The organism is Aeromonas lusitana (assembly GCF_002812985.1).
Taxonomy (GTDB): domain Bacteria; phylum Pseudomonadota; class Gammaproteobacteria; order Enterobacterales; family Aeromonadaceae; genus Aeromonas; species Aeromonas lusitana.
On the sequence record NZ_PGCP01000026.1, the window covers coordinates 1 to 21,447 of the forward strand.

The window sequence follows — 21,447 nt, forward strand, 5'->3', positions numbered from 1 at the left end:
ACCCCGGGGTCGCCTCTTTTCATATTTCTGCCTCTAGCCAGAGGCCATGTGTTACTTCAGCAGGCTGAACAGCAGCGCCGACACCGCCAGCGTACCGGTCAGCAGGATGAAGCCGTTGGCCCAACCCTGACGAAAACGCGCCAGCGCCTCCACCTTGTAGATGGCCACCACCGGCATGATGAACAGGATCATGGCGATGACGGGGCCGGAGAGGGTCTCCATCAGGCCGAGGATGCCGGGATTGATCACCGCAGCACCCCAGATGGCGAAGAACATCAGGGCGATGCCGAGCTTGTCCGCCTTGGGCAGCGACAAACCGGTGGGCTTGGCGATCAGGCTTTTCAAGCTCTCGCGGGCACCGAGGAAGTGGCCGAGGAAGGAGGAGCTGATGGCGATAAAGGCGATGAGCGGCCCCAAAGTCACTATCACAGGGTTGTCGGTGATGTTCGCGAGGTAGGAGAGCACGGAGACGTTCTGGGCCTTGGCCTCGGCCAGCTGGGCCGGGGAGAGGCTCAGCACGCAGGAGAAGACGAAGAACAGCACGAAGCCTACCAGCATGATTGTGGTGTTGCGCAGTATCAGGCCGCTCTTGGCCTCCGCCTGCTCGCCGTATTCCCGGCGCTGCACGTTGGCAAAACCCGAGATGGCGGCGGCGTGGCTGAAGGCGAATACCGTCACCGGCAGCGCCAACCAGACGGTGTTGAGAAAACTCGCGCCCTCAAACGCCACCATTTGTGGCCAGTGCCACTGGGGGATGAGGTAGAAAGAGAGCGCCGCCAGAATGGCCGCCAGCGGGTAAACCATGAAGGCGAAGGCCCGCAGCATGGCCTTCTCACCGGCCAGCATCACAGCGATCATGGCAAACACCAGCACGCCGGAGAGCATCACCCGGTTCGGGGTGGCCAGGCCGAGCTGGTTGATCATGAAGCTCTCCACCGTGTTGGTCAGACCGACGCCGTAGATGAGCAGGATGGGGAAGATGGAGAGGAAGTAGAGCACCGAGATGAGGCGGCCGGCCATCTTGCCGAAATGCTCCTCCGCCACCTCGGTGAAATCCGCCTGGGGGCGAGAAGAGGAGAGCACGAAGCGCGCCAGGCCACGGTGGGCCAGGAAGGTCATGGGACCGGCCAGCACGGCGACGATAATGAGGGGCCAGATCCCGCCGAGCCCCAGGTTGATGGGTAGGAACAGGATGCCGGCGCCGACGGCGGTGCCAAACAGGCTGATGACCCAGTGGGTGTCGTGACGACGCCAGCCGGTGTGGGTGGAGACGGATGGGGAACCGGATAGCTCCGCTGTGACCTCTGCAGATAAACTCATCGATAATTCACTCATAACCAGTATTTTAATCTGCAGTTATTGTGCTACTTCAGAATTTAATTCTCAAAAATGGGGACTGGCAGATATCACTGCCAAAGCCAGCCTCAGCCAGTGAGATTGGGAAGGAGAATCGGGCACTGTAATTCTATATATCCTGACATTCTGGTTTTTACGATACATAAAACCAAAATTAACGATCGGGATGATTTTTTATTTTGACAGATTGAGTATTTGCAGAATTACATGTAGCGACCCACCAAGTTACTCCGGCTGGGTATGATGATCCACTGCCACGACTCGCATTTACCAGCGAATATCCCTGTCAAAGTCGCCATCAGGCAGAGGATCACGCTAATGCAAAGGGCGACACTGAGGCCGCCCTTTGCGATGTCGGCGCCGGGATCCCGGCCCCATCAGCTGACCAGTATCTTGCCCCAGGCGAGACCCGGGTCCCCCATCACGATGAAGTCCGGGTTCTCCAGCGACTCCGTCTCGTTGTAGCTCAGCGGCTGCAGCGCCAGGCTGAGGATGCGCCCCCCGGCCGCCTCGACGATGCACTGGGCGGCGGCGGTGTCCCACTCGCCGGTGGGGCCGAGGCGCACGTAGCAATCGGCGGCCCCTTCCGCCACCAGGCAGGACTTCAGGGAGCTGGAGCCGAGCGGGATCAGCTCGTAGTTGATGGCCGGGTTGAGGCGCCGGGTCAGCCGCTCCAGCTTCTGCCGGCGGCTGATGGCCACCACCAGGGCGTCCGGCTGATCGTGCTCGTGGTGCATGGCGCTGATGGGGTAAACCTCACCCCCCGCCTCCTTGAAGGCGCCGTGGCCGCGCACCGCCCAGTAGAGCACGTCGGACTCCGGCGCATAGATGACCCCGAGCACGGGTGCATTGTCCTGCACCAGGGCGATCAGGGTGGCGAAGTCGCCGCTGCCGGCGATGAACTCGCCGGTGCCGTCCAGCGGGTCCACCAGCCAGTACTGACGCCAGTTGGCCCGCTGGCTGAAGGGCACGTCCGCCGCCTCTTCGGTCAGCACGGGAATATGGGGAGTGAGCGCCGACAGCGCTCCCTTGAGGTAGGCATCGGCAGCAAGATCGGCACTGGTGACCGGGGTCGCATCCTCCTTCAGCTGACGCTCGAATTGACCGCCGTGATAGATTTCGTGAAGGATCCGTCCCGCTTCGCGGGCGATCTCCTTGACCCCAGGCACCCAGGCCAACAACTCCTGCATCTCGCTACCCTCTGTTTCTCTTGCTCATCGCCCCTATGGGCGCTCATTTCCCTGCTCCGCCAGCCACTTCTGGGCCAGCAACAAGGCGCTGATGCTGCGCGACTCGGTAAAGTCGGGTCGCGCCAGCAATTCGTCGATACGGTTCAGCGGCCAGGGGATCACCTCGAGGGGCTCGGGCTCATCGCCGATGCGCTGCTCCGGGTAGAGATCCCGGGCCAGCAAGATGTCCATCCGGCTGGAGAAGTAGCCGGGGGCGAGGGACACCTGCTTGAGGGGCACCAGGCTGTTGGCGCCAAAGCCGGCCTCTTCCATCAGCTCACGGTTGCCCGCCTCGAAGGCGTTTTCGCCCGGATCGATCAGCCCCTTGGGGAAGCCGAGCTCATAGGAGTGGGTGCCCGCCGCGTATTCGCGCACCAGCAGCAAGGTGTGCGCATCCAGCATGGGCACCACCATGACGGCGCCCCGGTTGCCGCCGCGCATGCGCTCGTAGACACGCTCCTCCCCGTTGCTGAATTTGAGGTGCAGGGACTCCACCTTGAACAGACGGCTCTCGGCCACTATCTCGGCCTTGAGGATCTCCGGCTTGCTCTTGTCGTGAGCGATCATATCCACACGAATGTGTTCAGGTTTGCTCTTGTGGTGCTCACTCATGGGGGACGCTGCTCGTTAAAAAATCGTGCTTCAAGAGTAAACGACTCCCCGAGTGAACACCACGGGGCAAGGCGGGGAAAGCGGTCTGAAAAATCCGTTATAATGCCGCTCTTTTTTCCGCATCTTTGTTACAAGAAGGGATATGCATGCCGACCTCACTGCCCTGGCACCAGATTGATACCGTTTTGCTCGACATGGATGGCACCCTGATCGATCTGCATTTTGACAGCCACCTGTGGCAGACCCTGGTCCCGGCCCGCTATGCCGAGCGCCACAACCTAGCGCCGGATGAGGCTAAGCGGCGCATCGACGCCCACTACGAGGCGGTGGCCGGCACCCTGAATTGGTACTGTGTGGATTACTGGAGCCAGACCCTGAGCCTGGATATCCGGGGGATGAAGCAGGAGATCCTGGGGAAGATCCAGTGGCGCCCCAACGTCATTCCCTTCCTCGCCGCCCTCAAGGCCGCCGGCAAGCGCCGCGTTTTGTTCACCAACGCCCACCCGGCCAGCCTGGCGGTCAAGATCGAACAACTCGGGCTCGATGAGCATCTAGACGAGATCGTCAGCAGCCATGAGCTCGGCTGGTCAAAAGAGAGCCAAGAGAGCTGGCAGGCTCTGGCCGAGCGCGTGCCTTTCGATCCCGCCCGTACCCTTTTTGTCGACGACAGCGAGCGGATCCTGGTCGCCTCCGCCGACTACGGCATTGCCCACCAGCTCGGTATCCACCAGCCCGACAGCGCCATGCCGCCGCTGCAGTTCCGTCGCTTCCCGGCCCTCAAGGATTACGCCGAGCTGCTGCCCCTCATAGCCTGAACGAGAGGCGGCCCATCCGTGGCCGCCCTCTCATCCTCTCACCCCAGCAGCCAGTAGAGGGCGATGCCCATCATCAGCAGGGAAGAGAGTCGCCCGAGCAGATCCCCCCGCCCCTGCCCTTGCAACAAGCGGTTTGCCTTCTGCCCCCCATAGGCATAGAGCAGCAGGTTGACGCACTCGATGAGCACTATCAGGGTGACGAAGGCCAGGGTCTGGCGGCCGACATCCAGATCCGGACTGATAAAGGGGGGCAGCAGGGTCATCATGAAGAGCCAGGACTTGGGGTTGGAGATGGCGACGGTGAAGCCACGCAGCGCCAGGGCCAGCAGCCCCCGATCCGCCTCGGGCATCAGTGCACCGCCGCGGCTGGCACGCCAGCCCATGACTCCCAGCCAGAGCAGGTAGAGTGCCCCGCCATACTTGAAGCCCTGCAGCAGGGCCGGATGCTCCACCAGCACCCGGGTGTAGCCCAGCAAGGCGGTCAGCGCGATGAGGGCCACCCCGACCAGCTCACCCGTGATGACCCAGAGGGTCCGCCTCAGCCCCAGGCTGGCCCCGAAACTCATGGCCAGCATCATGCACAGGCCGGGGGAGGCGGAGATGAGAAAGAAGGTGGGAACAAACATCCACAACAGGGTCCACTCGCTCATAAGGCCCCCACCTTCTCGTTCTGGGCGACCAGCCCGGGCAGGCTGCCGAGGTAATCCAGAGCGCTCGCCGTGAAGCCAAGCTCCGTCAGCAGGGTCGCCGCGAAGGGGGGCTGGCGCAGCGGCAGGGCGCGGCTCACCTTCTGCATCCAGTCCGGATTGCCGATGGCCGCCGAGCCCACCGCCACCAGATCCGCGCCGCCGGCCAGGGCCAGCCCGGCCGAGTCCGCATCCCGGATCCTGCCCGCCACCATCAGCGGCACCCGGCCCGCCACCCCTTCGTGCACCGCCGTGAGCAAAGAGCCCTTGCCTCGATCCCCGTCCACCTCCTTGAAGCTGTCCCCCATGGAGAAGTGGAGGTAGTCGATATCCTCCTTTGCCAACAGTCCGGCCAGCGCCAGCTGGTTGGCAAGACTGATGCCCTGGACCTTGGCATAGCTCTCTGGCGACAGCCGTACCCCGACGAGAAAGGTGCGGGGCAGTCGGGCCCGGATGCCCCGCACTATGGCGATCAGGAGGCGCGCTCGGTTAGCCAGGCTGCCGCCCCACTCATCCTCCCGCCGGTTCAGCAGGGGATTGAGAAAATTGCAGAGCAGAAAATGGTGGGCGGCGTGCAACTCGACCCCATGCAGACCGGCCCCGTGGGCGCGCTCGGCGGCCCGCACGAAGGCGTCGATGAGGCCGAGGATCTCCGCCTCCGTCAGCGCCTGTACCCCGAGTGGGTAGCGATCCCCCGCCGCCATGGCACTGGGGCCCACAGGAGCCCCGCCGTTCAGTGCCGGCTGGGCGCGCACCCCGCCATGATGGAGCTGGATCAGGGCCAAAGCCCCGTTGGCCTCGGCCTGTTGTGCCAGCTCGGCGAAGCCGGCCTGCTGGGCATCCGTCATCAGGGCCGGTTGTCCCTGCCAGCAGCGTCCACCCGGCTGCACCTGAGTCGCGGCGGCGATCAGCATGCCGAACCCGCCACGGGCGCAGCGAGCCAGCCAGTCGAGCTCGGCCCGGCTGGGATCCCCGTTGTCCTGGCTCATGTTATGGGTCAGCGGAGCCAGCACGGCCCGGTTCTTGAGCCGCAGGCCAGCCCGTTCGAAATGAAAATCCTGGTTCAACCGCTTGTCCATGGTCTCTCTCCTGGCGTCTTGATCAGATTGGCGCCACTATAATCCAAGCCCAAAAAGACATAATCATAGCCAAAGGAAAGACATTCATTCCCAACAGGACACAATATCGGACGCCCCATGGACAACCACAAACTCGACACCCTCTATCTGATGCGCCTGCTGGTGGCCATCAGCCGCTTTGGCTCCTTCGCGGCGGCGGCCAGCCACCTCGGCATCACCCCGAGCAAGGCCTCCAAGGATCTGCGCCACCTGGAGCAGAGCCTGGGCGCCGTGCTGCTCAGCCGTACCACCCGCCGGGTGCAGCTGACCGATGCGGGGGAGCTGGTCTACCGCCAGGCCGACCAGATGATAGCCCTGCACGAAGCACTGCTGGACGGTCTGCAACGGCGGCGCCAGAGCCTCTGCGGGGAGCTCAGGATCACGGCGCCTGACCTCTGGGGAGAGGTAGTGCTGACCCCTGTGTTGCTGCGCTTTCGCGCCAGCCACCCCGAGGTGCGCCTCATCGCCGACTTCTCCAATCACAGGGCCGATCTGCTGCGCGACAACATCCACGTCGCCTTTCGCAGCACTGAGCTGCACTCCGAGCCCTATCTGGCCCGCCCCATAGTGCCGGACGAGCTGGTGCTCTGCGCCAGTCAGGGGTATCTCGCCAGCCACCCGCTCCTGCACCAGCCGCAGGATCTGCTGCAACACAGCCTCATCACCCGCAGCCGGGACTACGATCGCCACGAGCGCTGGACCCTGCTCCATCAGGGCAGCGAGATCCCTCTGGAGGTGGCGGGCGAGCTCGCCTTCAGCAACAAGAAGACCATCCACCAGGCGATGCGCCAGGGGCTCGGCATCGCTCGCCTGCCCCGCTACCTGGTGGCCAGCGAGCTGGCCGATGGATCGGTTGGCGAGGTGCTGCCGGACTACCGACCCAAGGGGGCTCACTTCTACGCCCTCTATACCCAGAGACGTGCCGACTCGGCCCTCATCACCCATTTCCTCGATCATGTCATCCGCGAGCTGGGGGGACAGGAGGCGCCCACCCTATAAGCGCAGCAACAGGTCGCGCAGCAGAAAATGGCCAACCCCTACCAGCTCACCCCCCTCGGCTACGTCATCCGCGAGCCGGGGGCCAGGAAGCACCTAGTCTATGAACGCAACACCAGGTGGTACTGCTTCTTGCCCCGGCGCAGCAGCAGGTAGCGGCCAAAGCGCCAGTCGGTCTCGGCCAGTTCGCACCCTTCGACCGGACGGCCGTTGAGGGTGATGGCACCGGCCGCCAGCAGCTCGCGGGCGATCCGCTTGGAAGCGGCAAGCCCGGTCGTCACCAGCAGCGCCACCAGATCCCCGTCGGCCTGCCAGGGCGTGGTCGGCAGACCACCGGCGGCGAGCTGTGCGAGCTGCGCCTCGCCGAGCGCATCCACCCGCCCGCTGAACAGCAGCTCGCTGATGGCCTGCGCCTGGGCGAGCGCGGCCTCACCGTGCACCAGGGCGGTCAGCTCGTCCGCCAGCACCTGGGGCGCCCGCTTGCGACCCTGACGGTTGGCATCTTCCACCTCCAGTGCTTCAATCGCCGTGAGCGGCATAAAGCTGTAGTAGCGCAGGAAGCGGTACACATCCTCGTCCGCCGTGCCAAGCCAGAACTGGTAGAAGGCGTAGGGGGAGGTGAGCGCCGGATCCAGCCAGATGGCGCCCCCTTCGGTCTTGCCGAACTTGGTGCCATCCGCCTTGGTGATGAGGGGCAACGTCATGCCAAACACCTGGGCCTGATGCAGGCGGCGGGTGAGATCCATGCCGCTGGTGATGTTGCCCCACTGATCGTTGCCGCCGATCTGCAGGGTGCAGCCGAGCTTCTCGTGCAACACGGCGAAGTCCTGGGATTGCAGCAGGGCGTAGGAGAACTCGGTAAAGGAGATGCCCTGATCCGGGCGAGCGAGGCGCTGGCGCACCGATTCCCGCGCCAGCATGGCGTTGACCGAGAAGTGCTTACCCACATCGCGCAAGAAGTCCAGGGCCGACATCTGCCCCATCCAGTCGGCGTTGTTGACCAGTTGCGGCGCCGCCAGACCGTCACTCGCCGGCAACAGGGCGGCGATCTGGGCCGACAGGCTGGCGACCCAGCCCTGCACGGTGTCGCCGCTGTTGAGGCTGCGCTCGGTCGCCTTGAAGCTGGGATCCCCGATGAGGCCGGTAGCGCCCCCCACCAGGGCCACCGGTCTGTGGCCGGCCAGCTGGAAGCGGCGCAGCATCAGGAGCGGCACCAGGTGGCCTATATGCAGGCTGCCGGCGGTGGGATCGAAGCCGCAATAGAGGGTACGCGGATCGCTCAGATGAGCGGCGAGCGCCTGGGGGTCTGAATTTTGGGCGATAAGCCCGCGCTGGGTCAGCTCATCGAGCAAGTGAGGGTCTGTCATGGTTTCTCCAAACTGCGGGGGAAAACCTTCATCCTCTCTCCTCGGGGGCGGCGCAGATATGTCCCCTGAGGGACAGTTTTGCCACTACGTGCTAGCATGCGCTCATACGGGGCCTGTCCCCTCTCTGGATCCAGACTCGTCATGACCCACGCCGCCTTCACTAGCGCCCTGACCGATGCCGTCGATGCCCTGCATGGCAGCGCCTTCCCGGCCGCCCTGGTGCGCCTCATCCAGCAGCAGGTCTCGTTCGATTGTGCCCTGCTGCTCGGGATGGAGCGCAGGCCCGTCTACCTCTATGACAACCTCAGCCATCAGCGGGAGCTGCTGTTCGATCGCTACCTCGCCGGTCACTTCGGTCAGGATCCCTTTATGCAGGCGCTGGCAAACGGGCTGGCGGCCGGGGTCTGGACCCTGGCCGAGGTGTCCCGCGGCCCCCTCGATCCGGACTATCGCCAACGCTTCTATCAGGCCACCGGCTGGCAGGAGGAGGTGGGGCTGATCCTGCCCATCCGACCCAGGCTGACCCTGGTGCTGTTCCTCGGTCGGCTCGGCAAACGCCGGGCCCTGAGCCAGAGTGAGCGGGCCAGGCTGGAAGCCCTGTTCCCCCTGCTGCACTCCCTCTGCCGCCAGCATTGGCGGCAAGCCGAGCCCTTGCTGGCACAGAGCGCCGCCAAGGCCAACCCAGCAAGCCAGGATGGCGCCATGCTCAGGCAGGCGATCGCCGATGGCATGGCCAGCATAGGCGCAGAGTTGCTGACCCGGCGCGAGCGCCAGGTCGCCGCCCTGCTGCTGCAGGGGCTGGATACCGAGGCCATCGCCGACGCACTCGCCATCGGTACCGGCACGGTGAAAAACCACCGCAAGCATCTCTACGGCAAGCTGCGCATCGGCTCACAGGCCGAGCTGTTCAGCTTCTTCCTCAACCATCTGATCACGGCGCCCGAGCCTGGTACTGTTCAGGACCAGCTCTCCCCAGCCCCATAACAAAACACCCCGCAGCAGCGGGGTGTTTGTTTATCCATAAAGCCTCAGATCCGGCCCTGATAGCGCAGGGGGAAGCGCCCCTGCCCATCGGGCTGACCGAGGAAGGGCAGTCCCTGCTTCATCTGATCCGGTAGCTCGGGCCCCGGCTTGAGGGTTCCCTGGAACAGATACTGGCGATTGGCCTGCAGCTCCAGCTTGCCCTGCACCTGCACCGCCTCCGAGCCCTGCTTGAGCTCGGCCACCAGGCGGGAATCCAGACAGGTCAGCTTGACCTCGGGATCCCCCAGGGGCAGCTTGCCCGCCGGGGTATCAGCCACGGCATCGTACCAGTAGAGGTTGCCATAGAGATCATCACACCAGGGGTTGCCCTGGGCGAACTGATCCACCTTGAGCTGCAACTGGCCCGCCGCCGTCAGCGGGAAGGGCAGCCGCATGGGCAACCGCTCCAGCAGCCAGGGCGCGGGCACATTGAGGGTGAGGTCACGACCGAAGGCCGCCCCATTCCAGCCCACAATCCCCTGACCGTTGAGCCCGGCGCGATCGCCAAAGCGCAGGGAGGCTTCGGGAGCGAGGCGCAGCAGGGACCAGCCGTTGAGATCCCAGCGCAGCTGGGTCAGGGATTCGCTGGCGTATTGCAGGCGTGCCACCTGGCCGCTCCAGAGGGTGCCGCTTACCCCTTCCAGTTGAACCAGATTGGGGGGCAGCGGCAGATAACGGACCACCAGGGAGGCGGGCAGTTGCGCCAGAAGAAAACCGAGATAGGTCACCAAAAACAGGGCTGAAATTAGAATTTTACGCTTCATTTTTGACGACTCGGCTGCATATGTCCGACCTTGTCCAGGCTCGAAACCAGATTATCGTTGGCGGCCCGCAGCAGCAGGCCGGCTATCGAGATGCCATGCGTCATTGGGGGCGGCTCAATTGCAGGCGCCTCACCTTGACCAGACCCGGTGCCAGGTTCTCCCTGGCCACTTCGATGATCTGCACCTGGACCCCGTGCTGATCCGAGAGGGTCGCGAGCCAGAGCAGCAGATCGTCGAAGGGGACCGTGTCGATCCACACCTGCAGCTCCTGCCCCTGGGGTTGCAGCCGCGCTATCTTGATCTTCTGGTTGAAGGCGGTGCGGTTCACCACCCCGTCCAGGGTGCCGCTGGTGTCTATCTGGCGACCGCTGCTGGCCTGCATGGCCAGCACCTCCTGCCCCTTCTCCTTGAGCCAGGCGAGCGTCTGCTGCTGGTTGACGACCTGCCGCTCCCGCTCGGCGATGCGATTGGCGATCGGCTGCCAGATGGCCCAGTAGCAGAGCCCGAGCAGCAGGAAGCTGCCCCCCACCGCCACCAGCCGCTGTTCACGGGTGCTGATGCCACGCCACCAGCCTTGCAGTTTGTCCATCATGATGATTTACCCTTGAGCACCAGTGCCCCTTCGACCTTGCCCTCTGTGCTGCGCACCTCCCCCTGCTGCACCTCGAAGTGCTTGCCCGCGAGCTCTCGGAAACGCTCTATCTCGGTGAAACCGGGGGCAGTGACCTGCAACCTGAGCTCGCCGCGCGCCGCATCGAAGCGCAGCACCTCAGGTTTGAGACCCGGCACCTCGGCGAACACAGGAGCCAGCTCGGTCAGCAGCAGCAAGACGCCGTCTTGCGGTGCCTGCCCCAGCATCTTGAGGTGCTGGGTCATCTGGCTGCGGATGTTGACGATGCGGGTCTCCCCGGGAAAAATCCGGGTATAGACCTGCCGGATCTCGGCCTTGAGCGCCTTGTCCTGCTCCGCCAGCTGATAGAGGTGCACACCGCGCTGGGTCAGGGCGACCAGCAACAAGAGGCCGGCCACCACGGCCACCTTGCGCCACTGCAACCAGTAGCGGGAGTATTCGGTCTGGGGCCGGTAAGGGCCCTGCAACAGGTTGGCCTGGCAGGTCAGCGCCCCCTTGGCCAGCAGCAGCATGGGCAGTTCGGGATCCGCCGCCAGCCAGTTGGCACCGGCCATGGCAGGGGGCGGCGTATGGCTGTGGATGGTGACAGGCTCGGCCTGGGTCGCCAGCAACATGGTCAGCAGGGACTCCTCCGCCACTATGCCCTGATGAGGGCCCTGGCGCAGCAGCCAGGCGTCCCCCAGCTGCAGGGCAGACCAGCCATCGGCCACCAGCGGCAGGGCCAGCACGTCCGGCAACAACTGCAGGCTCTTGAGACCCGCCTGCTGCAACCAGCCGAGCCAGGTCTGCATCTTGGCCTTGTCCACTGCCATCAGATCCACGTCGCTGCCCTGATGACCGAGCACCACCAGGTGCAGGGCGTCCACATCGGAGGCGATCTGCTCTTCCAGCAGATAAGGCAGGGCCGCCGCTGCCTGGCGGTTGTATTTACCCGGCAGACTGACCCGCCGGAAGATGAGATCGCTGCCCGGCACCAGGGTCACCACGGGACGGCCACCGGCACGCTCCTGCAGCTCGCCGAGGGCGTGGGCGGACGCCAGGGTGCCGGAGGCGATGATCTCCTGCTCCTGCGTCGACCACACCAGCCACTCTACCGGCTGCTGTGCATGGGTCCCCAGTCGGATGACCAGACTCTCGCTCACAAATAGTTCTCCTGCCATGCCCGCCGGCATCCTGGTGGACGGGCGGGGCCACAGCCTTGGGCTGCGGCCTTGATAAGGGGCGGGACCGGGGGCCGCCTGCGGCTCCCCCACTCCCTGTTATTCGGCGCCGTCACTCAGACGACGCAGCATCACCAATTTACCGTCCTTGCCACGCTGGAACACCGTCTTCAGACGTGCCCGCGCATCACCCACTTCCGCCAGCAGGCTGGCCTCGAAGTAGCTGCTCTTGATGTCCAGCACGGCGTCCAGGCCATTGACGGAGCCCGGTTGCACCGGCAGCTGATCCGTCATGGCCTTCTTCTCTTTCCAGCCCTTCTTGGGGCGGCTGGTCAACACCTGCTTGGCATCATCCAGCCCTATCTTGCCCTGATAGAGGCCGACCAGCAGGGCCGCCCGCTCCGGCTTGATGGTGTTGATGTTTATCAGCAGCTTGTCGTTGGGCAAGGCGCAGACGTAGGGAGCCAGCCGGGCGTAGAGCGCCCCCGTCATGCCTCGCACGGCTCTGAGTTCATCCGTGCCCAGCATCCACTGGTTGGCCACCAGATAGGGGGGATTGAGCCCCTCATAATAGGCATCCTCGGCCCCGTAACTGGAGACCAGCTGGGTATCCTTATCGGTCCAGTCGCGGATGGCATCGGTCAGTTGCACCGCCTCGTACTCCTCGACCTCCAGCGCCACGAGCAGGGCGCGGAACGCCTTGACCGGATAGGGCTGCGACTCCAGGTTGTCCCCATCCTCCCCCTCTTTCTTCGCCACGCTCAGGCTGTTGAGGTTGAAGCAGGATTGCAGATCCCGCACCCGACCGGACAGGGTGCCGTCATCCACCGGGAAGACACCGTCTTCCCGTGCCCAGTTCTGACTCAGGTTCACCACCTCGGGATCGTCCTTGAAGTCCTGGTTGAGCACCTTGATCACCAGCGCCTCCGCCGACATGGCGTACCACCAGGCCTGCTTGCCGATGGTGAGGTTGCTGGTACGGCGCAGCTCGAGCTGCAAGCGGCCACTCATGTTGCTGGCGATGATCACCATCACCGAGAGGATCAGCAGCACCACCAACAGGGCCATGCCCCCCTGACGGGCGGGACGGGAGCGACGCTTAGCCGCCATTCTCGGCCCTCTGACCACCGGCCCCAATCAGGAACTGCCGGCGAATGGTGCCGTAATCCTCCAGATCCAGCTCCACCGCCAGCCCGTAGGGCAAGAGATCGCGCTGGGTCCACTCCTCCTTCCACATCCCCTTGTCGTAGAAATAGAGTCGCAGCGCCGTCACCCCCTTGAGCACGGGTTGAATGCGCGGCTCAGTGCCTATCACCGGATCCGGATAGGCGTAGCTCAGCCGCTCCAGGGTCTGATCCTTGAGCCGCCAGCCCACCCGCTGCAGGCCGGAGCGGGGCAAGATGCCGTCCGGATTGAGCCAGCCACCGCGAATGAAGGCCATGCCCCAGTCATCGCTCTGCTGACCGAAGCGGGAAGCCGCCAGCAGCACCTTGTTGTTCTCGCCGTCGATGCGACCGCTGCGGGGCACCATCTGGCTGACGTCCCGCTCCAGCAGGCCAAAGGCGAGCTGCAGCTCAGACAACCGGGCCTCCTTCTTCTTGGCCACCTCATCACTGGTCAGCACCCCTTGCAGCACCTGATAGGCACCCATGCTCAGGCTGGCGAAGATGGCGATGGCCACCAGCATCTCCAGCAGGGTAAAGCCGGCCTGGCGAACGAACGCCCGTCGTGCTGGCGATGGCCCAGCCGGCATATCACGCGAGGTGAGGCCGCGATGGCGGGAATGGTGAGCAAAGCACGTCATCCGTTGAGCCTGGCTCAGGAACCTGTCCATTTCTTGAGTCCCGCTCATCGGCTGATATAGGTCCTGATCATGGCCACCGGACTCTCGGCCTTCGGTGCGGTGCGCACCTCCATGTCCAGCGCCTTGAAGTTGTTGTCTGCCGTGGCGACGCCGCGATAGCGCCAGTACCAGGTCTGCCCGGCCAGCTCCTCGTCCCCTTCCACCCAGCTGTCACCCGGCCACTTGTTTTCGAGTTTTTGCTGCACCAGCTGGTTTTCCACCACCCAGGTCGCCAGCGTCTTCTCTTCCAGGTAGTTGAGGCCCGAGAGGTGCTCGCTGGCGGTCTTCATCACGGCAAGGCCTGCGATGGCGAACACGGCGAGCGCCACCATGACCTCCAGCAAAGTCATGCCGCGCATCTTGATGGAAGGGGCGCTCACTCTTCTTCCTCTTCGTCTTCTTGCAGGGAGAGGCGACCGAACTCATCTCCTTTGACCGTGCGCAGGTATTTCTCGTCATCTACCTGCTGGCTCATGGTCAGCATGAAAGGAGTGAGCTCACCGCCCGGGAAGATGAGGATCTGGGGAGTGCGTTCTCGCTCGTCACGGCCCTGCTCCGTCTTCTCGTCCGAGTCTGTGCGCCAACTGAACCCCTCCAGCGCCACTGCCAGTGTCATCTCCTCGGACAGTTGCGCCGGCCCCAGGATCTTGTCGCCGGTCAGCGCCTGCCACTTGCGATCCTTCGGGTTGCGGGACATAAACTGCCAGCCGTGCTCCTCGAGCCGCAGCCCCAGCAGACGGCCATCCATCACCGAATACTCTTGGGCCTGCTGCAGGGTGGCCATGAAGCGACGGGCCTGCTTGTCCAGCTCCCTGTCACCCTTGGCGCCCCCCATGCTGAGGGTGACGGCGGTGGCAATCAGCCCCATCAGCATGGCGACCAGCAAGACCTCCAGCAGAGTAAAGCCGGACTGACGATGACGGGACGAGGTGAGTCTCACGGAAGACTCACCCACAGAGGCTGAAGCAGGGCGCAATCACGCACTTATTGGAAGTCCTTCAGGTTCCAGTTGCCGATGTCATCATCGGTACCGGCTTCCCCATCCAGCCCCATGCTGAAGATGTCGATCTTGCCGAATTGGCCCGGGCTCAGCAGTTGATACTGGTTACCCCAGGGATCTTGCGGCAGGCGCTTGATATAGCCCCCTTCCCGGTAGCTGCGCGGCTCCGGGGATGCGGTCGGCTTGTTGACCAGGGCATCCAGACCCTGCTCAGTGGTGGGGTAGCGGTTGTTGTCCAGCTTGTACATGTCGAGGGCATTTTCCAGCGCGACTATGTCGGAGACCGCCTTCTGCTGATCCGCCTTCTCCTTGTTACCCATCAGGTTGGGCACCACCAGACTGGCCAGGATCCCCAGGATCACGATGACCACCATGACTTCCAGCAGGGTGAAACCGGCTTGACGACGCTTTTGCATGACTAACTCCCTAACGAAATGAGATGGCGCGGGCCATCAGAAAGTGATCTATGGGTTCGACTGATCGCCAGGCGGTGTCATCGAACTCGGAACCTTACAAATTCACCATATTGTTGAGCTCGAGGATCGGCTGCAGGATCGACATCACGATAAACAGCACAACCCCGGCCATGGAAACCACCAGCATGGGTTCGAACACCCCGAGTGCGATATTCACCTGGGTTTCGAATTCTCTATCCTGGTTGTCCGCCGCCCGCTCCAGCATGCTGTCGAGCTCGCCGCTCTGCTCGCCTGAGGCGATCATGTGCAGCATCATGGGCGGAAAAATTTTGGTTTCATTCAGTGCCTTGCGAAGGCTGGTCCCTTCCCGCACCCGCTCGGTCGCCTCACCGATCCGGCTGCGGGCGAAGTCGTTCGAGAGCACCTCTCCCGAGATCTTCATTCCCTCCAGCAAGGGCACGGCGCTGGCGTTGAGGATGCTTAAGGTACGGGCGAAGCGGGCGGTATTGAGGCCACGGCTGACCCTGCCTATCACCGGCAGGCGCAGCAAGATGCCATGCCAGTGGCGACGACGATTGGCGTCGCTGAGCCACCAGCGCCAGACAAAACCGCCGATGAACAGCAGCAGCAGGAACCAGAGCCCATAGTGCTGCATCAGTTCGCTGGTGCCGATGAGAAAACGGGTCGTGCCGGGCAACTGCTGGCCCATATGTTCGAACTGGGCCACCACCTTGGGGACCACGGCGGTGAGCAGTATGGAGATGACACCGATCGCCACGCAGGTGAGGACTATGGGGTAGATCATCGCCTGCAGCAGCTTGGTGCGCATGTGCTGGCGCTGCTCCGTGTAGTCGGCGAGTCGGTTCAGCACCTTCTCCAGGTGACCGGACTTCTCCCCCGCCGCCACCATGGAGCGGAACAGCTGATCGAACACGTGAGGGAAGGCACCGAGGGAATCGGCCAGGGAATAGCCCTCCACCACCTTGCTGCGCACGGTCGCCACCAGGCTGCGCAGATGGGCCTTCTCGCACTGCTCGGCCACCGCCTTGAGCGCCTCTTCTATGGTGAGGCCAGCCCCCACCAGGGTCGCCAGCTGGCGGGTGATGAGGGCGAGCTCGGCGGTGGAGGCGCCGCGGCGAAACAGCACGAAGCGATTGGCCTCCCGCTTCGCCTTCTCCGTGGTCTCGTTTACCTCGAGCGGCGTCAGCCCCTGCTCGCGCAGCAACTGGCGCACCTGGCGCGCGGAGTCACCCTCCATCACCCCGGATTTGTTTCTGCCCCGACCGTCGAGAGCCTTGTATTCGAACGCCGCCATCTTAGTCTTCCCGGGTCACGCGCAGCACCTCTTCCAGACTGGTCTGGCCGAGCAATACCTTGTCGATGCCATCGCGACGGATGCTGGGGGTATGACCCCGGATCAGCCGCTCGATGGCGAGCTCGCCGCTGGCTCCATGGATCGCCTCGCGCACAGCATCGTCGATCACCACCAGTTCATGGATGCCGGTCCGGCCACGATAGCCGGTGTGGTTGCACTGCTCGCAACCGACCGGGCGCCACATCTGCTGATCCGGCGCCAACGGTATGCCCATGGCGAGCCGCTCCTGTTCGCTGATGGGATGCGGGGCGCGGCAATCCGGGCAGAGGGTACGCACCAGTCGCTGAGCCAGCACAGCCAGCAAGGACGAGGAGAGCAGGAAGGGCTCTATCCCCATGTCCCGCATCCGGGTGATGGCGCCGATGGCGGTGTTGGTGTGCAGGGTCGACATCACCAGGTGACCGGTCAGCGACGCTTGCACCGCTATCTGGGCGGTTTCCAGATCGCGGATTTCCCCCACCATGACCACGTCCGGATCCTGACGCAGGATGGCGCGCAGGCCGCGGGCGAAGGTCATGTCCACCTTGGCGTTGACCTGGGTCTGACCGACCCCTTCCAGGTCATATTCGATAGGGTCTTCGACAGTGAGGATGTTGCGATCCCGGGAGTTGATCTCGGACAGCGCCGCATACAGGGTGGTGGATTTACCCGAGCCGGTCGGCCCCGTCACCAGAATGATGCCATGGGGCTTGCGGATGAGTTCGCTGATGACCTTGCGGTTCGCCAGCGTCATGCCGAGCTGCTTGAGCTCGAGCCGCACGTTGTTCTTGTCGAGCAGTCGCAACACCACCCGCTCGCCGTAGCTGGACGGCATGGTCGAGACCCGCACGTCCACCGCCCTGCCGCCGATGCGCAGGGAAATGCGCCCATCCTGGGGCACCCGCTTCTCGGCTATGTCCATGCGGGACATGACCTTGATGCGCGACACCAGCAGGGAGGCCAATTTACGGTGAGGCCGCAGGATCTCCCGCAGCACACCGTCGATGCGAAAGCGTATCACCAGGGCCCGCTCGAAGGTCTCGATGTGGATGTCGGACGCCTCCTCCTTTATCGCCTCGCTCAACATGGCGTTGATGAGGCGGATGATGGGGGCGTCGTCGTCCGCATCGAGCAGGTCTTCACTCTGGGGCAGCTCTTCGGCCAGGGCGAAGAAATCCATCTCGTTGCCGAGATCTTCCATCAACTGACGCGCCTCGGAAGAATCGCGCTGATAGTGGGCCATCAGCAGCTCTTCGAATGCCTCGCTATCGAGTTGTTCGATGGCAAAGCCGCAGCCCGCCACCCGCCGCACTTCCAGCAGGGTCTGGGGAGTAACCCCCTGACGGCAGAGCAACACGGGGGCCCCCTGCCGCTCGGTCAGGATCACCCCGAAGTTGCGGGCGAAGGCAAACGGCAGCTCGGGCAACTCAGCCGGCAGCTCGCTATTCTCCAGTTGATAAGCCATCAGGGCTTGCTCTGCACGAAAGGTTGGCTCTGAGGCTGTACCACCTGGGTTCTGACCCCGGTGGCGGTCGCCTGTTGCTGCGCCTTCATCTTCTCGATCTGCTGCTGCACCTCGGGGGACAACATCACGTCCTGACCATAGGCGGGCAGCACCTGACGGGGGGGCGAGGTGGCATAGCCCTCCTCGGCAGCCAGATTAAGCTGTTCGGCCCTAAACAGGGTGTACTTGTTGCTGGAGACGCCGGAGTAGACGTTGGCGTCACGCAATATGGTCGGTCTGATAAACACCATCAGATTGCGCTTGGAGGTGGTGTTGGAGGTGGAGCGGAACAGGTAACCCAGCACGGGGATATCGCCGAGCAAAGGCACCTTGGAGATCTGCTCCTTGGTCTGTTCGTCCATCAGACCACCCAGCACCACGGTTTCGCCGCTCTTGACCAGCACGGCGTTCTTGACGGTGCGGGTATCGAAGGTGGGGCCCAGGTTCGCGGTACCGGTCGCCTGGGTCTGGGCAACGCTCGAGACTTCCTGCTCTATGTTGAGCAGCACCGAATCTCCTTCGTTGATCTGGGGCGTCACCACCAGCTTGGTGCCCACCGTCTTGCGCTCTATGGTGTTGAACACCTGATCGCTAGTGGTGGAGCTTTGGGAACCGCTCTGCACCGGCACTTCCTGGCCGACGTTGAAGGAGGCTTCCTTGTTGTCCATGGTGACGATGCTCGGGGTCGAGAGAATATCGTTCTTGGTGTTGGTGGAGAGCGCCGTCACCAGAGCCGCCCAGTCCCCCTTGTAGAAGCCCGCCGCCATGCCACTAAAGTCGTTCAGCAGCTTGCCGAGCCCGTCTGTGTTGCCGTTGTCCTGATAATCCTTGCCCGCGATAATGGCGGGACCAATGGGCAGGCCTGTATTGGTGAACTGGGTGCCGCCACCGTTAGCGTTGGCCCACTGTACCCCGAGGTTCAGACCGTCACCGTCCTGGATCTCGACAATGATCGCCTCCACCAACACCTGAGCACGGCGGATGTCGAGCTTGGCGATGACCTGCTCCAGCTCGGCCATGACGTCCGGCTGGGCTGTGATCACCAGGGCATTGGTGGTCTCGTCCGCCGAGATGGCCAGCTGACCGCCGCCTATGCTGGCACCGCCCCCTGCACTGGCGGCTGCACCGCCCCCCTTCTTGTCCGCCTCTATGCTGGAACTGACGCCCTTGAGCACATCCACCAGATCCTTGGCCTTGCCGTATTTCAGGTAGAAGACCCGGGTATTGCCCTGGCTCTGCAGGTCACGGTCGAGCTGTCGCACCATCTGGATGATGCGGGCGCGCGCCTTGGGCTCGCCGCTGATCACCACAGAGTTGGTACGCTCGTCCGCCACCACCTTGGGGGAGAGCAGCAGGGGGGCGTTGCCGCCCTGATTGTTGCCATCCTTGTTGAGGTTGGTCACCAGCCGCACCATCTCGCCGGCGGAGGCATATTTCAGCTTGATGACGTCCATGTCCTGGTCGCCAGCCCGATCCACCCGGCGCACCACTTCCACCAGGCGGTTGACCACGGCGGCGCGGCCCGTGATGAGCAGCACGTTGGAGGGCTCGTAGTGCACCACGTTGCCACCACCGGCGTTGTCATTGAGCTGGCGCAGCAAGGGCGCCAGTTCGCGCACCGAGACGTTGCGCACCGGTACCACCCGGGTCACCATCTCGTCACCCACGCCCGGGTTGCTGTCGTCCACCACAGGGATGGAGGAGGTCTTGGCATCCTTGGAGCGCACCACCTTGAGCACCCCATTGTTCATAGGCACCACGGCGAAGCCATAGACGTCGAGCACGCTCAGGAAGAACTGATAATACTGCTCCTCGTTGAGCAGATCGTAACTGCGGACATTGATCTTGCCGCGCACCGAGGGCTCTATGATGATGGTCTTGTTCAGGTTCTTGCCGACCGTGTTGATGAACTCTTCGATGTCGGCATTCTTGAAACTGGCGGCATATTCGGTGGCCCAGGCGGAGCCAGCCATCATCAAGGCCGCCGCAACCGTGGCAAAGCGCCAGCCCTTCCCTTTATTTCTCATTCTTGGTGCTACTCCAATTCATTATTCTGACAAGCCGACATAGACGTCATAGAGCTGTCCTTGCCGCTCGACGGTGACGGTCATTTCCGTGGCGCCCGCCACTTGCTGCATAGCTTGCATAGCCTGTGCGTTGTCCCGCAGATCCAGACCATTGATGCTGACCGCCAGATCGTTGGCGACCAGTCCGAGTTGATTGAACAATTCAGGATTGTTGCCCGGGTTCAGGCGATAACCGACCATGCGGCCATCCACCCGTACCGGTGAAATATTGAGGTAATCGGTGATCTTGCCCGGGTTGCTCATCAGCTCGGTGCGCACCGAGGAGAGCTTGCCATCCTGGCGCGCCACCTTGGGCAGGGGCTTGCCGTACTCTTCCCCATCCAGCATCAGGGTCTCGTCACGGCCGTCGCGGGCTATGATGACCCGATCGGCAAACACCTGGCGGATCTTGGCCTGGGTACCGTCTATGTAGTCATCGATGCCGTAGGAGTTCTGCAACCCGTTATGGGCGATGATGGCGATGGATTTGGCGGGATCCGAGCTCGCCAGCACACCGTTGAGCTGGGCGTTGAGCTGCGTCTTGGGTGCATCGGCGGCGACCGCCTGAGCCACCTGATCGGCGGCGATCTGTGGCGCCTTGCCAAACAGGGAGAGGCGACTGACGCTGCTGAGATCGAGGCGGGCAGCCTCACCACCCCGACTCCCGGTAACCGACGGCTGCCAGGGGGCAGTCTGGGTGGTCTGGGTCAGGCTGAACAGACGCCAAGTGAGCCCGGCACATTGCTGGGCCAGCAGCAACAGCAAGAGCCAGAACAGAGGCTGGCTGAAACGGGAGAGTGGCACGCTCTTGCAACGGGCCAGCAGGGAGCTCAAAAGATCATCCCTAAGCGGTAGCGTCATGTTTATCAATATTTTCTGGCATCCAAATCGGTTGGCTATTGTGTACGGCAATGGACCCAGAGACAACCGACCGGATGGGATGAAGCGGTGAAAATTCAGATTCCGTCACACCCTGTGCCCCTGTTTCTATCCTGGGGCCTGCCTCTGGTATAATCAGGCTCCCCTTTCAGCCATCCCGGAGTCGATCCATGCCGAATCCACTGCAAACCACACCTCAGGTCCGCCTCGACAAGTGGTTGTGGGCCGCACGTTTCTACAAAACCCGCAGTCTGGCGCGGGATCAGATCGATGGCGGCAAGGTGCATTACAACGGCCAGCGCAGCAAGCCGGGCAAGGTCGTCGAGGTCGGCGCCCTCGTTCGTTTCTGGCAGGGCCAGGATGAGCGAGAGGTGCGCGTGCTGGTGGTCAGCGAGCAGCGAAAGTCTGCTCCCCTGGCGCAGCAACTCTATGAAGAGACCGAAGCGAGCCTGAAGAAACGGGCCGAGAACAGCGAGGCACGGCGCTTCAACAGCCAGTTTGCCCCAAGCCCGGAGCGGCGTCCCGACAAGCAGGAACGACGCCAGCTGATCAAGGTCAAACAATACTAACCAGCCAACATGGCCCCTTTATGACGACAGGTGTGCGGATAAGTTCCTAACCATCTGTT

Annotated in this window: 22 protein-coding genes; 4 read left to right on the forward strand and 18 right to left on the reverse strand. The window is 63.3% G+C overall.

The window, feature by feature from the left end; all coding sequences use genetic code 11:
• Window positions 1–51: 51 nt before the first annotated feature.
• From CUC44_RS15385 to nudE, 3 genes are all read right to left on the reverse strand, one after another.
• Window positions 52–1,320, reverse strand: a complete 1,269-nt coding sequence (locus tag CUC44_RS15385) for an aromatic amino acid transport family protein (protein WP_100860771.1) — start codon at window positions 1,318–1,320, stop codon at window positions 52–54.
• A gap of 413 nt (window positions 1,321–1,733) precedes the next feature.
• Window positions 1,734–2,546, reverse strand: coding sequence for a 3'(2'),5'-bisphosphate nucleotidase CysQ (cysQ, locus tag CUC44_RS15390; RefSeq protein ID WP_100860772.1), 813 nt, complete (start codon window positions 2,544–2,546; stop codon window positions 1,734–1,736).
• A 33-nt stretch (window positions 2,547–2,579) separates the two neighbouring features.
• On the reverse strand, window positions 2,580–3,197 hold the full coding sequence (gene nudE / locus CUC44_RS15395) for an ADP compounds hydrolase NudE (protein ID WP_167388924.1): 618 nt from the start codon (window positions 3,195–3,197) through the stop codon (window positions 2,580–2,582).
• A 146-nt stretch (window positions 3,198–3,343) separates the two neighbouring features.
• Between nudE and yrfG the strand changes: the two genes are divergently transcribed.
• Window positions 3,344–4,012: a GMP/IMP nucleotidase gene (yrfG, locus tag CUC44_RS15400; protein ID WP_100860773.1), complete on the forward strand. Its 669-nt coding sequence runs from the start codon at window positions 3,344–3,346 to the stop codon at window positions 4,010–4,012.
• Between the two features lie 38 nt (window positions 4,013–4,050).
• On the opposite strand, the gene CUC44_RS15405 is transcribed toward yrfG, so the two are convergent.
• A complete protein-coding gene (locus CUC44_RS15405) occupies window positions 4,051–4,662 on the reverse strand; it encodes a LysE family translocator (protein WP_100860774.1) in 612 nt (203 codons plus the stop codon).
• Window positions 4,659–5,777 carry an oxidoreductase gene (locus CUC44_RS15410; RefSeq protein ID WP_100860775.1) on the reverse strand — a complete coding sequence of 373 codons (1,119 nt, stop codon included), beginning with the start codon at window positions 5,775–5,777 and terminating at the stop codon, window positions 4,659–4,661. The genes CUC44_RS15405 and CUC44_RS15410 overlap by 4 nt, the downstream gene beginning before the upstream one ends.
• A 117-nt stretch (window positions 5,778–5,894) precedes the next feature.
• Between CUC44_RS15410 and CUC44_RS15415 the strand changes: the two genes are divergently transcribed.
• On the forward strand, window positions 5,895–6,815 hold the full coding sequence (locus CUC44_RS15415; RefSeq protein WP_100860776.1) for a LysR family transcriptional regulator: 921 nt from the start codon (window positions 5,895–5,897) through the stop codon (window positions 6,813–6,815).
• A 98-nt stretch (window positions 6,816–6,913) separates the two neighbouring features.
• On the opposite strand, the gene tyrS is transcribed toward CUC44_RS15415, so the two are convergent.
• A complete protein-coding gene (gene tyrS / locus CUC44_RS15420; protein WP_100860777.1) occupies window positions 6,914–8,179 on the reverse strand; it encodes a tyrosine--tRNA ligase in 1,266 nt (421 codons plus the stop codon).
• A gap of 141 nt (window positions 8,180–8,320) precedes the next feature.
• On the opposite strand from tyrS, the gene CUC44_RS15425 reads away from it, so the two are divergent.
• Window positions 8,321–9,163 (forward strand): helix-turn-helix transcriptional regulator, encoded by an 843-nt coding sequence (locus CUC44_RS15425; RefSeq protein WP_100860778.1) that lies wholly within the window; start codon window positions 8,321–8,323, stop codon window positions 9,161–9,163.
• A gap of 44 nt (window positions 9,164–9,207) precedes the next feature.
• Here CUC44_RS15425 and exeN read toward each other — a convergent pair whose 3' ends face one another.
• The 12 genes from exeN to exeC form a co-directional block, all read right to left on the reverse strand.
• On the reverse strand, window positions 9,208–9,966 hold the full coding sequence (gene exeN, locus CUC44_RS15430) for a GspN family type II secretion system protein ExeN (RefSeq protein WP_100860779.1): 759 nt from the start codon (window positions 9,964–9,966) through the stop codon (window positions 9,208–9,210).
• Window positions 9,967–10,066: 100 nt separating this feature from the next.
• Window positions 10,067–10,558 (reverse strand): GspM family type II secretion system protein ExeM, encoded by a 492-nt coding sequence (exeM, locus tag CUC44_RS15435; protein ID WP_100860780.1) that lies wholly within the window; start codon window positions 10,556–10,558, stop codon window positions 10,067–10,069.
• Entirely contained in the window at window positions 10,555–11,739 is a 1,185-nt protein-coding gene (gene exeL, locus CUC44_RS15440; RefSeq protein ID WP_100860781.1) for a GspL family type II secretion system protein ExeL, read from the reverse strand. The genes exeM and exeL overlap by 4 nt, the downstream gene beginning before the upstream one ends.
• Before the next feature lie 117 nt (window positions 11,740–11,856).
• On the reverse strand, window positions 11,857–12,867 hold the full coding sequence (gene exeK, locus CUC44_RS15445) for a GspK family T2SS minor pseudopilin variant ExeK (protein ID WP_100860782.1): 1,011 nt from the start codon (window positions 12,865–12,867) through the stop codon (window positions 11,857–11,859).
• Window positions 12,857–13,510, reverse strand: a complete 654-nt coding sequence (gene exeJ / locus CUC44_RS15450; RefSeq protein ID WP_100860783.1) for a GspJ family T2SS minor pseudopilin variant ExeJ — start codon at window positions 13,508–13,510, stop codon at window positions 12,857–12,859. Before exeJ ends, exeK begins: the two co-directional genes overlap by 11 nt.
• Before the next feature lie 95 nt (window positions 13,511–13,605).
• On the reverse strand, window positions 13,606–13,965 hold the full coding sequence (exeI, locus tag CUC44_RS15455; RefSeq protein WP_100860816.1) for a GspI family T2SS minor pseudopilin variant ExeI: 360 nt from the start codon (window positions 13,963–13,965) through the stop codon (window positions 13,606–13,608).
• 11 nt (window positions 13,966–13,976) lie between these two features.
• A complete protein-coding gene (gene exeH / locus CUC44_RS15460; protein ID WP_100860784.1) occupies window positions 13,977–14,540 on the reverse strand; it encodes a GspH family T2SS minor pseudopilin variant ExeH in 564 nt (187 codons plus the stop codon).
• 44 nt (window positions 14,541–14,584) lie between these two features.
• The gene (gene exeG / locus CUC44_RS15465) at window positions 14,585–15,016 is read right to left on the reverse strand and encodes a GspG family T2SS major pseudopilin variant ExeG (protein ID WP_100860785.1); all 432 of its coding nucleotides are present in this window, start codon (window positions 15,014–15,016) and stop codon (window positions 14,585–14,587) included.
• 94 nt (window positions 15,017–15,110) lie between these two features.
• Window positions 15,111–16,331, reverse strand: a complete 1,221-nt coding sequence (gene exeF / locus CUC44_RS15470) for a GspF family T2SS innner membrane protein variant ExeF (RefSeq protein ID WP_100860786.1) — start codon at window positions 16,329–16,331, stop codon at window positions 15,111–15,113.
• A gap of 1 nt (window position 16,332) precedes the next feature.
• Window positions 16,333–17,838: a GspE family T2SS ATPase variant ExeE gene (exeE, locus tag CUC44_RS15475; protein ID WP_100860787.1), complete on the reverse strand. Its 1,506-nt coding sequence runs from the start codon at window positions 17,836–17,838 to the stop codon at window positions 16,333–16,335.
• Window positions 17,835–19,901: a GspD family T2SS secretin variant ExeD gene (gene exeD / locus CUC44_RS15480; RefSeq protein WP_100860788.1), complete on the reverse strand. Its 2,067-nt coding sequence runs from the start codon at window positions 19,899–19,901 to the stop codon at window positions 17,835–17,837. The genes exeE and exeD overlap by 4 nt, the downstream gene beginning before the upstream one ends.
• A gap of 21 nt (window positions 19,902–19,922) precedes the next feature.
• Complete coding sequence (gene exeC / locus CUC44_RS15485) at window positions 19,923–20,801, reverse strand: GspC family type II secretion system variant ExeC (protein ID WP_279627832.1); 879 nt, start codon at window positions 20,799–20,801, stop codon at window positions 19,923–19,925.
• A 188-nt stretch (window positions 20,802–20,989) separates the two neighbouring features.
• Here exeC and hslR point away from each other — a divergent pair, with 188 nt between their 5' ends.
• Window positions 20,990–21,388 carry a ribosome-associated heat shock protein Hsp15 gene (gene hslR, locus CUC44_RS15490; RefSeq protein WP_100860789.1) on the forward strand — a complete coding sequence of 133 codons (399 nt, stop codon included), beginning with the start codon at window positions 20,990–20,992 and terminating at the stop codon, window positions 21,386–21,388.
• The last annotated feature ends 59 nt before the right edge of the window (window positions 21,389–21,447 follow it).